Consider the following 13,739-nt stretch of genomic DNA (forward strand, 5'->3'; position numbering starts at 1 on the left):
GATGGAACGCGGAGCGTCCCAGGCTACATTCCCACGCGGAGCGTGGGAACGATCAACATACATCCCTGTGGGAGCCGAGCTTGCTCGCGATGGCGGAAGCTCAGCTTGCATCGATGTTGAATGCCCGACCGTAATCGCGAGCAAGCTCGCTCCCACAGTGATTTTGCGGTGCCCATACAAAACCGGCAGGCACAAAAAAGCCCCGACTCACAGGAGCCGGGGCTTTTTGTTGAAGCGCTACAACGGCTTAGCCGTTGAACACATCATCCACGCTCTTGAGCGGGTAGTTCTTCGGATACGGCAGGGTGGCCACGCCAGTCTCGATGGCGGCCTTGGCCACGGCGTCGGAGATCAGGGTGATCAGACGGGCGTCCATTGGTTTCGGGATGATGTACTCACGACCGAATTCCAGCTTGATGCCGCCGTAGGCGTCGCACACTTCCTGAGGCACCGGCAGCTTGGCCAGTTCGCGCAGGGCGTTGGCGGCCGCGACTTTCATTTCTTCGTTGATGCGCTTGGCGCGAACGTCCAGGGCACCGCGGAAGATGAACGGGAAGCCCAGTACGTTGTTGACCTGGTTCGGGTAGTCCGAACGGCCGGTGGCCATGATCACGTCGTTACGAGTTGCGTGAGCCAGTTCCGGGGCGATTTCCGGATCCGGGTTCGAGCAAGCGAACACGATTGGGTTCGGCGCCATGCGCAGCAGGTTTTCCGCGCTCAGCAGGTTCGGACCCGACAGGCCAACAAACACGTCGGCACCGTCCAGCGCGTCCGCCAGGGAGCGCTTCTCGGTCGTGTGGGCAAACACGGCCTTGTACTGGTTCAGGTCGTCACGGCCGGAGTGGATCACGCCGGTACGGTCGACCATGAAGATGTTTTCGATCTTGGCGCCCATGCTCACCAGCAACTTCATGCAGGAGATGGCCGCAGCGCCAGCGCCGAGGCAGACGATCTTGGCTTCCGGCAGGGTCTTGCCGGCGATTTCCAGGGCGTTGATCATGCCGGCCGCGGTGACGATCGCGGTGCCGTGCTGGTCATCGTGGAATACCGGAATGTCGCACTGTTCGATCAGGGCGCGCTCGATCTCGAAGCACTCTGGTGCCTTGATGTCTTCCAGGTTGATGCCGCCGAAAGTGATGGAGATGCGCTTGACGGTGTCGATGAAGGCTTGCGGGCTCTCGGAATCGACTTCGATGTCGAATACGTCGATACCGGCGAAGCGCTTGAACAGCACGCCCTTGCCTTCCATGACTGGCTTGGAAGCCAATGGGCCGAGGTTACCCAGGCCGAGAATCGCGGTGCCATCGGAAATGACTGCAACCAGGTTGCCTTTACCGGTGTATTTGTAGGCCAGTTCAGGGTCGCGAGCGATTTCGCGGACTGGTTCGGCTACGCCGGGGCTGTAGGCCAGCGACAAGTCGCGAGCAGTAGCGGTGGCCTTGGTGAGCTCGACACTCAGCTTCCCTGGACGAGGATTAGCGTGATATTCGAGAGCGGCAGTTTTCAGATCAGACATGTGGGCATTCCGCTTTTTACTGTGTTGGACAGACGGACCGCCGAGGATACGCGCCTCGCAAAGTCCCCACAAGACTGACCAGTCACTGCTGTCAAGCGCCCTGCCCTACGACTTTGGGCCAAGAGCCGCGAAACACAAGGGCCATATGCATACAATCCATTGATAAAATGTCTACAATTTTTTCTTACAAGACCGTTTGCAGCATGGCTGGATCGGTCAGCGGCAACATCCATCGCGCCTGCCCGGCCTTGTGGCCACCACCCCGGGCGCGGTCGACGACCCAGCCACGGGCCTCGATTTTTCGGCCCTTTAACCGCTTCAGGGCCGAGGCGTCGAAGCGCCTCTGCACACCAGGTGCAATGTGCAAGACAACCGCCCCCTGCAATTCAATCCAGATGCCACCGCGATTGCGCTGCACGTTTTCGACACGTGCGCTCATCAGCACGAAACCGGGTGCATTGATTTGCTCCGCTCGCACGACGGGCGATTTTTTCCAGACACCGGATCCAGCTTGCCGCGCATGACGTTCGGCCATTTGCTGGCAACTGACCAGGTCGACGTTCGGCGCGACCGCCACCAGAAACCCCAGCCCCTCGGCAATCAAACGCTCCTCGAGGTTCTCGCCCTGGGCGTTGTAGACATGGGCCAGCGTGCGACCGTAATCATCCCGATCATCCTTGCCAGGCAACACGCCCACTCGGCCATCGCTGGCGGCTACCAAGGCCTCGAGTCGCTGACGCGCCGCCACGGCGAATGGTTCGTCGGCGCGGCCTCGCTTGCCCAGTTCCGGACTATTGAGCCCAATCATCCGAATGCGCCGGCCATCCTCCAAGTACAAGGTATCGCCATCCACCACCCGTTGCACCGCCACCTGGGGCAGGTTACCCGGCGAAGGACAGGACGCCTGGGCGCCACAGAGCCAAATCGCAGACACAAAAAAGGCGCCCACAAGGGGCGCCTTTTTCATCAGTCTGGAGCGGTCGAGACGACCATCCAAAATGATCAGCCTCAGGCTTTTGGAGTAACTTTGCCGAAAGCACCGAAACGATCGGCGAACTTCTGAACACGGCCGCCGGTATCCAGAGTCTTTTGCTTGCCGGTGTAGAACGGGTGGCATTCGTTGCAAACGTCGATCGCCAGGGCTTTGCCGTAGGTCGAACGCGTTTCGAACTTGTTGCCGCAGCTGCAGGTTACGGCAATTACTGGGTATTCCGGATGGATATCGGTTTTCATGCTGTTTTCCTCAGGCTAGCGTGCCGCCACCCAACACTATTGTTGAATACCGCACGTAATTAGGCCGCGGATTCTACCAGACAACATCAATCACGCAAGCTATGACTTGTACCAACCGTCTGCTAGGCTCCCGGCCTCAAGCACAATCCCTGTGGGAGCGAGCTTGCTCGCGATTGCGACAGCACAGTCGACATCACCGTCACTGAACCACCGCCATCGCGAGCAAGCTCGCTCCCACATCGAATCGTGCTCAGCCTTGCGAATTTGTCCGCCTATCGAGATCCCCCGCGTGCCCGACGCCATCCTGCGCCTCGCCCTGCCTTCGCCCCTGCGCCGCCTGTTCGACTACCGCGCCCCGGCCGGGGTCCTGCGCGCCCAGTTGCACCCGGGCATGCGCCTGCGGGTGCCGTTCGGCCGGCGGGAGATGATCGGTATCCTGGTGGAGGTCACCGACCACAGCGAGGTCCCGGTCGACAAGCTCAAACCAGCCCTGGCCCTGCTCGATGCCACGCCACCACTGCCCGCCGCACTGTTCAAGTTGTGCCTGTGGACGTCCCAGTATTACCAGCACAGCCTCGGCGACACCCTGAGTTGGGCGCTGCCGGTGCTGCTGCGCCAGGGCGAACCGGCCGAGGCGCGCCAGGAGCGGTTCTGGTCGGTGGCGCCCGGCGCCTCGCTGGACGATCCACGCATCGCCCGCGCCCCGCGCCAGCGCGAGGCCTTGGTGACCCTGGCCCAACATCCCCACGGCGTGGCGCATCAATTGTTGAGCAAACTGATGCTCAGCAAGGACAGCCTCGACCTGTTGCTGGCCAAGGACCTGGTTCAGGTGGAAGTGCGCAGGCACGCCCCCGGCGCCCGCCATGAACATTGGCTGGCCCAGCCGGAACTGCCGCTCAACGCCGAACAGCGGGCCGCTTGCGAAGCGATTCGCGCAGGTTTCGACAGTTATCACGCCTTTCTGCTGGCAGGTGTCACCGGCAGCGGCAAGACCGAGGTCTACCTGCAGCTGATCCGCCAGACCCTGGAGGCCGGCAAGCAGGCGCTGGTACTGATTCCGGAAATCAACCTCGGCCCACAAACCCTGGCGCGCTTCGAACAGCGCTTCAACGCCCGGATCGCCCTGGTGCACTCGGCGGTCAACGACCGCGAACGCCTGGAAGCCTGGCTCGCCGCCCGTGACGGCGAGGCCGACATCATCATCGGCACCCGGTCGGCCCTGTTCACTCCGATGAAGAACCCTGGCCTTATCATCATCGACGAAGAACACGACGGTTCTTATAAACAGCAAGAAGGCCTGCGCTATCACGCCCGCGACCTGGCATTGGTGCGCGCCCGCCAGGAAAACATCCCGATCGTCCTCGGCTCGGCCACGCCATCGCTGGAAAGCCTGCACAACGCCTATACCGGCCGCTACGGCCTGCTGCGCCTCAATGAGCGGGCCGGCGGCGCCAAGCAACCGCGTTTCCTGCGCCTGGACGTGAAAAGTCGCCCGCTGGACAGCGGTATTTCGGGACCGATGCAGCAAGCCATCGGCCAGACCCTGGCTGCCGGGCAACAGGTCCTGGTGTTCCTCAATCGCCGCGGTTTCGCTCCGACGCTGTTGTGCCACGACTGCGGCTGGATGTCCGGCTGTGAGCGCTGCGATGCGCGGATGACCGTGCATCAACGCCATGGCGAGCTGCGTTGCCACCATTGTGGCCACGTCGAGCGCGTGCCAAGGCACTGCCCGCAGTGCGGCAAAGTGGACTTGCGCCCGGTCGGCGCCGGCACCGAACGCGCAGAAGAACGGCTGGGCATCCTGTTCCCCGATTACCCGGTACTGCGGGTGGATCGCGACAGCACTTCGCGCAAGGACGCGATGAACCAGTTGTTCGCCACGATCCAGAAGGGCCAGCCATGCATCCTGGTGGGCACGCAGATGCTCGCCAAGGGGCACCACTTCCCACGGGTCACGCTGGTGTCGATCCTCGACGCCGATGGCGGACTGTTTTCCGGTGACTTCCGCGCCAGCGAGCGCATGGCGCAGTTGATCGTCCAGGTCGCAGGCCGGGCCGGGCGGGCCGAGGAGCCGGGCAAAGTGATCATCCAGACCCACCTGGCCGATCACCCGTTGCTGATCCAACTGACCGAACAAGGTTATTTCGCCTTCGCCGAACAGGCCTTGAGCGAACGCCGCAGCGCCGGCCTGCCACCTTTTGCCCACCTGGCGTTGTTGCGGGCCGAAGCCCACAAGCCGGGGCAGGCCGAAGGCTTTCTCGATGAGGCCTGCAGCGAGGCAGAGCGCTTGCTGGCGGAGCAGAACCTCACCGGCATCGAACTCCTGGGCCCGGTGCCGGCGCCGATGGAACGGCGGGCCGGGCGCTATCGCGCGCAGCTTTTATTACAGGCCAATGCCCGGGCGCCGCTGCATCGACTGCTGAGCGCCTGGCTGCTGGTGCTGGAACAGATGCCCAGCGGGCGGGCGGTGCGCTGGTCGCTGGATGTGGATCCGGTGGATTTGTATTGAATGGATCACAAGCCCGCCCCCCCTGTGGGAGCGAGCTTGCTCGCGATAGCGACTGCACAGTCGACATCTCCGTCACTGAACCACCGCCATCGCGAGCAAGCTCGCTCCCACAGGGGATTGTGTACATCCAGACTGCCAAGAATAGTCACCACACATCCCCAACCGACCCGCTACAGTTGGCAAGCCCGTCTTCGCCACGGATAATGCCCAGTTTTTCCACCAGCGCATCGAAGCGCCGCCGCGCCTGCGGTTGAAAGAGAAGACCATGAAAGACACCATTCGCCAGCTCATCCAGCAAGCCATCGCCCAACTCGTCACTGAAGGTGTGCTGCCAGAAGGCCTGTCGCCGGCGATTCAGGTCGAAAACACTCGCGACAAGACCCACGGCGACTTCGCCAGCAACATCGCGATGATGCTCGCCAAGCCGGCCGGCATGAAGCCACGGGACCTGGCGGAGAAAATCATCGCCGCCCTGCCGACCGACGAGAACGTCAGCAAGGCCGACATTGCCGGCCCCGGGTTCATCAACTTCTTCCAGAACACCCAGGCCCTGGCTTCGCGCCTGGACGCGGCCCTGGCTGACGAGCGCATTGGCGTACGCAAGGCCGGTCCGTTGCAGCGCACCGTGGTCGACCTCTCGGCCCCCAACCTGGCCAAGGAAATGCACGTCGGCCACCTGCGCTCGACCATCATCGGCGACGGTGTGGCCCGGGTCCTGGAGTTTCTCGGCGACACCGTGATCCGCCAGAACCACGTGGGCGACTGGGGCACCCAGTTCGGCATGCTGATGGCCTACCTGCAGGAAAACCCCATTACCAGCGACGAATTGTCGGACCTGGAGAACTTCTACCGCGCCGCCAAGCAACGCTTCGACGATTCGCCCGAGTTCGCCGACCGCGCCCGGGGCCTGGTGGTCAAGCTGCAGGCCGGCGATGCCGAGTGCCTGGCGCTGTGGAGCAAGTTCAAGGATATCTCCCTGTCCCACTGCCAGAAAATCTACGAGTTGCTGAACGTCAAATTGACCATGGCCGACGTGATGGGCGAAAGCGCCTACAACGACGAACTGATCAACGTGGTCAACGACCTCAAGGCCAAGGGCATGCTGGTGGAAAGCAACGGCGCCCAGTGCGTGTTCCTCGACCAGTTCAAGACCGCCGATGGCGAGCCGCTGCCGGTGATCATCGTCAAGGCCGACGGTGGCTACCTCTACGCCACCACCGACCTGGCAGCCGTGCGCTACCGTAACAGCGTGCTCAAGGCCGATCGGGTGCTGTACTTCGTCGACCAGCGCCAGGCCCTGCACTTCCAGCAAGTGTTCGAAGTCGCGCGCCTGGCCGGTTTCGTGACCCGTCCAATGGAGATGGAGCACATGGGCTTCGGCACCATGAACGGCGCCGACGGCCGCCCGTTCAAGACCCGCGATGGCGGCACGGTGAAGCTGATCGACCTGCTGACCGAAGCCCAGGACCGCGCCTACACCCTGGTCAAGGGCAAGAACCCCGAGCTGGCCGAGGACGAACTGCGCAAGATCGCCAAGGTCGTGGGCATCGACGCGGTGAAATACGCCGACCTGTCCAAGCACCGCACCAGCGACTACAGCTTCAACTTCGACCTGATGCTCAACTTCGAAGGCAACACCGCGCCGTACCTGCTGTACGCCTACACCCGCGTGGCGGGAGTGTTCCGCAAGCTCGGCAAGAGCTTCAATGAAGTGGACGGCCAGATTGTGCTTGAGGCCCCTCACGAACAGGAGCTGGCGGCGAAGCTGGCGCAGTTCGGTGAAGTGTTGAATAACGTCGCCGACAAGGGCACGCCGCACACCCTGTGCGCCTACCTGTACGATGTCGCTGGCCTGTTCTCCAGCTTCTACGAGAACTGCCCGATCCTCAACGCGCAAACCCCAGAGCAAATGCAGAGCCGCCTGCGCCTCGCCGCGCTGACCGGGCGTACGCTCAAGCAAGGCCTGGAACTGCTGGGCCTGGAAACCCTGGAGCGCATGTAAGTTGGCCGCCAAGAAAAAACCTGCACCCAAACGCGGCGCCAGTCGTTACCAGCCTCCAGCCAAAAAACCGATTCCGGGCTGGTTGTGGATGGCCATCGGCCTGACCGTCGGCGCTTTCATTGTGTTTCTGATGAAGCTGGAGCCGGGCCAGGGCGATGACGTCAAGCGCGTCCGGCAAGAGCAGCAGAAAGCCACGCGGATCGCCGAGGCCAACAAGACCCCGCCGAGCCCGACGCAACCGGTGAAGCCGAAGTACGACTTCTACACCTTGCTGCCGGAATCGGAAGTCATCGTGCCGCCCGAGGCCGTGCCGGAGAAAACCCTGCCGACGCCACAAGTGCCCACCACGCCGGTGACCCCGGCCGAAGCGGCGAAGATCGACACCGCTCGCGCCCAGGCGGCCCTGGCCGGCATCACGCCGCCACCGGCCCCTCCGGTGCAGAAAGCCGCGCCAGTGACGAAGTTCTTCCTGCAGGCCGGTTCGTTCCGCAAGGAAGCCGACGCCGACAAGGTCCGGGCGCAGATCATTCTGCTGGGCCAGTCCGTGTCGGTGGAGTCCGGCACCGTGAAGGACGAAACCTGGTACCGGGTACTGGTCGGGCCGTTCAGCAACCGCGAGGAACTGACCAAGGCCCAGAAGCAACTGGCTGGCAGCGGTTTCAGCAATCTGTTGTTACAACAACGCCAGAGCCGCTAGGCACACCGATCGTTCCCATGCTCTGCGTGGGAATGCAGCCCGTGACGCTCCGCGTCACTTGAGGCGTTCCCACGCGGAGCATAGGAACGATCATCGGGGGGCCGCTCGTCCCCTCTGCACCCCCGCAGTTGAAAAACCCCGCGCCACCCCCATATGAGTTCCATCCGGGCATTTTCGCCCCGCTGCGTGGAGACTCTCCCTTGACCACCATCGTTTCAGTCCGCCGTCATGGCAAAGTCGTCATGGGCGGCGACGGCCAGGTTTCACTGGGCAACACCGTGATGAAAGGCAACGCGAAGAAAGTCCGCCGCCTGTATCACGGCGAAGTCATCGCCGGTTTCGCCGGGGCCACTGCCGACGCCTTCACCTTGTTCGAACGTTTCGAAGGCCAGCTTGAGAAGCATCAGGGTCATCTGGTCCGTGCCGCCGTGGAACTGGCCAAGGAATGGCGTACCGACCGCTCCCTCAGCCGCCTCGAAGCGATGCTCGCGGTCGCCAACAAGGACGCCTCCCTGATCATCACCGGCAACGGCGACGTCGTTGAGCCCGAGGATGGCCTGATCGCCATGGGTTCCGGCGGAGCCTACGCCCAGGCTGCGGCCAGCGCCCTGCTGAAAAAAACCGACCTGTCGGCCCGTGAGATCGTCGAGACTGCCCTGGGCATTGCCGGCGACATCTGTGTCTTCACCAACCACACCCAGACCATTGAGGAGCAGGACCTCGCGGAATAAGCCTGTCCAGGCGAACCACGCCACGGCTCATTCTTGCTTGAGGACCACCCATTATTATGTCCATGACTCCCCGCGAAATCGTCCACGAACTCAACCGCCATATCATCGGCCAGGACGATGCCAAGCGCGCCGTCGCCATCGCCCTGCGTAACCGCTGGCGCCGGATGCAACTGCCCGAAGAACTGCGCGTCGAAGTGACCCCCAAGAACATCCTGATGATCGGCCCGACCGGTGTCGGTAAAACCGAGATCGCCCGTCGCCTGGCCAAACTCGCCAACGCGCCGTTCATCAAGGTCGAAGCCACCAAGTTCACCGAAGTCGGCTATGTCGGCCGCGACGTCGAGTCGATCATCCGTGATCTGGCCGATGCCGCCATCAAGCTGCTGCGCGAACAGGAAATCACCAAGGTCCGCCATCGCGCCGAAGACGCCGCCGAAGAGCGCATCCTCGACGCCCTGCTGCCACCGGCGCGCATGGGCTTCAACGCCGACGCCGCCGCGACCCAGGACTCCAACACCCGTCAACTGTTCCGCAAGCGCCTGCGCGAAGGCCAGCTGGACGACAAGGAAATCGAGATCGAAGTGGCCGAAATGGCCGGCGTCGATATTTCCGCGCCGCCAGGCATGGAAGAGATGACCAACCAGCTGCAGAGCCTGTTCGCCAACATGGGCAAGGGCAAGAAGAAAAACCGCAAGCTCAAGGTCAAGGAAGCGCTGAAACTGGTGCGCGATGAGGAAGCCGGTCGCCTGGTCAACGAAGAAGAGTTGAAGGCCAAGGCGCTGGAGGCAGTCGAGCAGCATGGCATCGTGTTCATCGACGAAATCGACAAGGTCGCCAAGCGCGGCAATGTCGGCGGTGCCGATGTGTCCCGCGAAGGTGTACAACGCGACCTGCTGCCGCTGATCGAAGGCTGCACGGTCAACACCAAGCTGGGCATGGTCAAGACCGACCACATCCTGTTCATCGCCTCCGGGGCGTTCCACCTGAGCAAGCCGAGCGACCTGGTGCCGGAGCTGCAGGGTCGCCTGCCGATCCGTGTCGAGCTCAAGGCGCTGACGCCGGAAGACTTCGAACGCATCCTCAGCGAGCCCCACGCCTCCCTGACCGAACAGTATTGCGCGCTGCTCAAGACCGAAGGCCTGAACATCGAGTTCACCCCGGAAGGCATCAAGCGCCTGGCCCAGATTGCCTGGCAGGTCAACGAGAAAACCGAGAACATCGGTGCCCGTCGCCTGCACACGCTGCTCGAACGCCTGCTCGAGGAAGTCTCGTTCAGCGCCGGCGACCTGGCGAGCGCCCACAACGAAGCGCCGATCCTCATCGACGCCGAGTACGTCAACAGTCACCTGGGCGAGCTGGCGCAGAACGAAGACCTGTCGCGGTATATCCTGTAAATCACTGACAGGTTTCCCGGGACCTGTGGGAGCGAGCTTGCTCGCGATGGCGGCATAACATTCAACCCATGTGTTGACTGTCGAACCGCTATCGCGAGCAAGCTCGCTCCCACATGGACCGTGTCGTTTTTGCAGATCAAGGCATCCTTCCGAGACGGATCACAGGCCATGACCAAACTCCCCACCGCCATCAACCTGCACAAAGCCTCCAGGACCCTGACGCTCAAATACGCGCCGGACGAGGAGTATCACCTGCCCGCCGAGTTCCTGCGGGTGCACTCGCCTTCCGCCGAGGTCCAGGGCCACGGCAAACCCATCCTGCAATATGGCAAGCTCAACGTTGCCCTGACAAAGGTCGAACCGGCCGGCCAGTACGCACTGAAACTGACCTTCGACGACGGCCACGACAGCGGGCTGTTCACCTGGGACTATCTCTACCAGCTGGCGGTGCGTCAGGAAGACTTGTGGAACGATTATCTTGGCGAACTCAAGGCCGCCGGAAAAACCCGCGATCCGAACGAGTCCGTCGTCAGGCTGATGCTCTAGCTCAAGGGCTGGCGCTTTAGGGCGAATTTTCTAGACTCATCTGCTTGAATGCCCGCGCGGCAACGTCAATGACTGGCCTGCTTGCGAAAAAAATTAAACTCGGGTAACCAATGGAGCTGGCAAGTTCCCTGCAAAGGAACCGCCGAGTTCCTGGCATACGTTTCCTCATTGGCCCTCGATGCGGAATTAACGGTCACCCGAGCAGCGTACCTGGTATTGGCTGTGTGGCTTGCGGCACACGATCCGGGTACTCGTCTGAAGGACAATGGAGCGTCGTAGATGAGCAACAAGAACAACGATGACCTGAAGTATCAAGCCTCGGAAAATACCCTGGGGTTGAATCCCGTCGTCGGCTTGCGCAGAAAAGATCTGCTGGCCTCTGCCCGCATGGTGCTGACCCAGGCCATCAAACAACCGCTGCACAGCGTCAAGCACGTCGCCCATTTCGGCGTCGAACTCAAGAATGTCCTGTTCGGCAAATCCGAACTGCAACCGGCCGGCGACGACCGTCGCTTTGCTGACCCGGCATGGAGCCAGAACCCCCTCTACAAACGTTACCTGCAAACCTACCTGGCGTGGCGCAAGGAGCTGCACGCCTGGATTGACGACAGCAACCTCTCGCCCGCGGACATCAGCCGTGGGCATTTCGTGATCAACCTGATGACCGAAGCCATGGCCCCGACCAACTCGGCGGCCAACCCGGCGGCAGTCAAGCGCTTCTTCGAAACCGGCGGCAAGAGCCTGTTGGATGGCCTGTCCCACCTGGCCAAGGACCTGGTGCACAACGGCGGGATGCCGAGCCAGGTCAACATGGGCGCGTTCGAAGTCGGCAAGAGCCTGGGCGTGACCGAAGGCGCCGTGGTGTTTCGCAACGACGTGCTGGAGCTGATCCAGTACCGGCCCATCACCGAGCAGGTCCACGAGCGACCGCTGCTGGTGGTGCCGCCACAGATCAACAAGTTCTACGTATTCGACCTGAGCCCGGACAAGAGCCTGGCGCGCTTCTGCCTGCGCAGCAACGTCCAGACCTTCGTCATCAGTTGGCGCAACCCCACCAAGGAGCAGCGCGAGTGGGGCCTGTCGACCTACATCGAGGCGCTCAAGGAGGCGGTGGACGTGGTCACGGCCATCACCGGCAGCAAGGACATAAACATGCTTGGCGCCTGCTCGGGCGGCATCACCTGCACCGCGCTGCTGGGCCATTACGCCGCCCTCGGAGAGAAAAAGGTCAATGCGCTGACCCTGCTGGTCAGCGTGCTCGACACCACCCTGGACACCGACGTGGCGCTGTTCGTCGACGAGCAGACCCTGGAAGCGGCCAAGCGCCACTCCTACCAGGCCGGTGTACTCGAAGGTCGCGACATGGCCAAGGTGTTCGCCTGGATGCGCCCCAACGACTTGATCTGGAACTACTGGGTCAACAATTACCTGTTGGGCAACGAGCCGCCCGTGTTCGACATCCTGTTCTGGAACAACGACACCACGCGGCTGCCGGCGGCGTTCCACGGGGACCTCATCGAAATGTTCAAGAACAATCCACTGATCCGTCCCAATGCACTGGAAGTGTGCGGCACGCCCATCGATCTCAAGCAGGTCACCGCCGACATCTACTCCCTGGCCGGCACCAACGACCACATCACGCCGTGGAAGTCCTGCTACAAGTCGGCGCAGCTGTTTGGCGGCAAGGTGGAGTTCGTGCTTTCGAGCAGCGGACATATCCAGAGCATCCTCAACCCGCCAGGCAACCCCAAGTCGCGCTACATGACCAGTGATGACATGCCGGCCAAGGCCGAGGACTGGCAGGAGAATTCAACCAAGCACACCGACTCCTGGTGGTTGCATTGGCAGGCCTGGCAGGCCGAGCGCTCGGGCAAACTGAAAAAAGCCCCGACCGTGCTGGGCAACAAGGCCTACCCGGCCGGTGAAGCGGCGCCCGGCACTTATGTGCATGAGCGGTAATGGATGCAACTCGTCTGGCGCGGGAGTGGGCTTGCTCACGAATACATCCCGCCAGCCGACATTAATGCAAGGCCCGCACCGCCGACGAACATAAAACTCATGTTCAAGGCGGATCCAATGTGGGAGCGAGCTTGCTCGCGATTACGGTGCGTCAGCCTACATTGCTGTTGGATGTGCCGCCGTCATCGCGAGCAAGCTCGCTCCCACAGGGGATCGGGCGAAATGAAAGACAGCGACCCAACCCACAGGGCTTGAAGCATGCCGCAACCGTACATCTTCCGTACCGTCGATCTGGATGGCCAGACCTTGCGCACCGCGGTACGTCCCGGCAAGCCTCACTTGACGCCGCTGCTGATTTTCAACGGCATCGGCGCCAACCTCGAGCTGGTGTTCCCGTTCATCGAGGCTCTGGACCCGGACCTGGAAGTCATCGCCTTTGACGTACCCGGTGTCGGCGGTTCATCGACGCCCAACCGGCCGTATCGCTTTCCTGGCCTGGCCAAACTCACCGCGCGGATGCTCGATTACCTGGACTACGGGCAGGTCAACGTGATCGGCGTGTCCTGGGGGGGCGCCCTGGCCCAGCAGTTCGCCTATGACTACCCCGAGCGCTGCAAGAAGCTGGTGCTGGCGGCCACGGCGGCCGGGGCGGTGATGGTGCCGGGCAAACCGAAGGTGCTGTGGATGATGGCCAGCCCCCGACGCTACATTCAACCGTCCCATGTGATGCGTATCGCACCGCTGATCTACGGCGGTTCGTTCCGTCGCGACCCGAGCCTGGCGGCCAGCCATGCGGCCAAGGTTCGTTCGGCGGGCAAGCTCGGTTATTACTGGCAACTGTTCGCCGGGCTGGGCTGGACCAGCATCCACTGGCTGCACAAGATCCACCAGCCGACCCTGGTGCTGGCCGGCGACGACGACCCGCTGATCCCGCTGATCAACATGCGCATGCTGGCCTGGCGCATTCCCAACGCCCAATTGCACATCATCGATGACGGCCATCTGTTCCTGATCACCCGGGCCGAGGCGGTGGCGCCGATCATCATGAAATTCCTGGAGGAAGAACGTCAGCGTGCGGTGATGCATCCGCACCCCTCACCACTGGGCGGCTGAAACCGCCCATTAGCGCCTGGCAGGACGCCGGACCGCGCA

At 62.4% G+C, this 13,739-nt stretch carries 11 protein-coding genes; 8 read left to right on the plus strand and 3 right to left on the minus strand.

Features of this window, described 5'->3' with window-relative positions; genetic code table 11:
* Positions 1-247 precede the first annotated feature (247 nt).
* The 3 genes from KGA89_RS07175 to rpmE all read right to left on the minus strand — a co-directional run bounded on the left by KGA89_RS07175 (position 248) and on the right by rpmE (position 2,749).
* On the minus strand, positions 248-1,516 hold the full coding sequence (locus KGA89_RS07175; protein WP_003196970.1) for a malic enzyme-like NAD(P)-binding protein: 1,269 nt from the start codon (positions 1,514-1,516) through the stop codon (positions 248-250).
* A 184-nt stretch (positions 1,517-1,700) separates the two neighbouring features.
* On the minus strand, positions 1,701-2,483 hold the full coding sequence (locus KGA89_RS07180; protein WP_223471055.1) for a thermonuclease family protein: 783 nt from the start codon (positions 2,481-2,483) through the stop codon (positions 1,701-1,703).
* 41 nt (positions 2,484-2,524) lie between these two features.
* Positions 2,525-2,749 carry a 50S ribosomal protein L31 gene (gene rpmE / locus KGA89_RS07185; RefSeq protein ID WP_003196965.1) on the minus strand — a complete coding sequence of 75 codons (225 nt, stop codon included), beginning with the start codon at positions 2,747-2,749 and terminating at the stop codon, positions 2,525-2,527.
* 289 nt (positions 2,750-3,038) lie between these two features.
* Between rpmE and KGA89_RS07190 the strand changes: the two genes are divergently transcribed.
* The 8 genes from KGA89_RS07190 (at position 3,039) to phaZ (ending at position 13,700) form a co-directional block, all read left to right on the plus strand.
* Positions 3,039-5,258, plus strand: a complete 2,220-nt coding sequence (locus KGA89_RS07190; protein ID WP_223471057.1) for a primosomal protein N' — start codon at positions 3,039-3,041, stop codon at positions 5,256-5,258.
* 265 nt (positions 5,259-5,523) lie between these two features.
* On the plus strand, positions 5,524-7,260 hold the full coding sequence (gene argS, locus KGA89_RS07195; RefSeq protein ID WP_223471058.1) for an arginine--tRNA ligase: 1,737 nt from the start codon (positions 5,524-5,526) through the stop codon (positions 7,258-7,260).
* Between the two features lies 1 nt (position 7,261).
* On the plus strand, positions 7,262-7,957 hold the full coding sequence (locus tag KGA89_RS07200; protein ID WP_072344971.1) for an SPOR domain-containing protein: 696 nt from the start codon (positions 7,262-7,264) through the stop codon (positions 7,955-7,957).
* 200 nt (positions 7,958-8,157) lie between these two features.
* Positions 8,158-8,688 (plus strand): ATP-dependent protease subunit HslV, encoded by a 531-nt coding sequence (gene hslV / locus KGA89_RS07205; RefSeq protein WP_003196958.1) that lies wholly within the window; start codon positions 8,158-8,160, stop codon positions 8,686-8,688.
* Positions 8,689-8,744: 56 nt separating this feature from the next.
* Complete coding sequence (gene hslU, locus KGA89_RS07210; RefSeq protein ID WP_003196955.1) at positions 8,745-10,082, plus strand: ATP-dependent protease ATPase subunit HslU; 1,338 nt, start codon at positions 8,745-8,747, stop codon at positions 10,080-10,082.
* Between the two features lie 168 nt (positions 10,083-10,250).
* Complete coding sequence (locus KGA89_RS07215) at positions 10,251-10,628, plus strand: gamma-butyrobetaine hydroxylase-like domain-containing protein (protein ID WP_223471060.1); 378 nt, start codon at positions 10,251-10,253, stop codon at positions 10,626-10,628.
* A 279-nt stretch (positions 10,629-10,907) separates the two neighbouring features.
* Complete coding sequence (gene phaC, locus KGA89_RS07220; protein WP_223471062.1) at positions 10,908-12,587, plus strand: class II poly(R)-hydroxyalkanoic acid synthase; 1,680 nt, start codon at positions 10,908-10,910, stop codon at positions 12,585-12,587.
* A gap of 258 nt (positions 12,588-12,845) precedes the next feature.
* Complete coding sequence (phaZ, locus tag KGA89_RS07225; protein WP_212795467.1) at positions 12,846-13,700, plus strand: poly(3-hydroxyalkanoate) depolymerase; 855 nt, start codon at positions 12,846-12,848, stop codon at positions 13,698-13,700.
* The last annotated feature ends 39 nt before the right edge of the window (positions 13,701-13,739 follow it).

This window comes from Pseudomonas sp. A-RE-22, from assembly GCF_019956035.1.
GTDB lineage: Bacteria > Pseudomonadota > Gammaproteobacteria > Pseudomonadales > Pseudomonadaceae > Aquipseudomonas > Aquipseudomonas brassicacearum.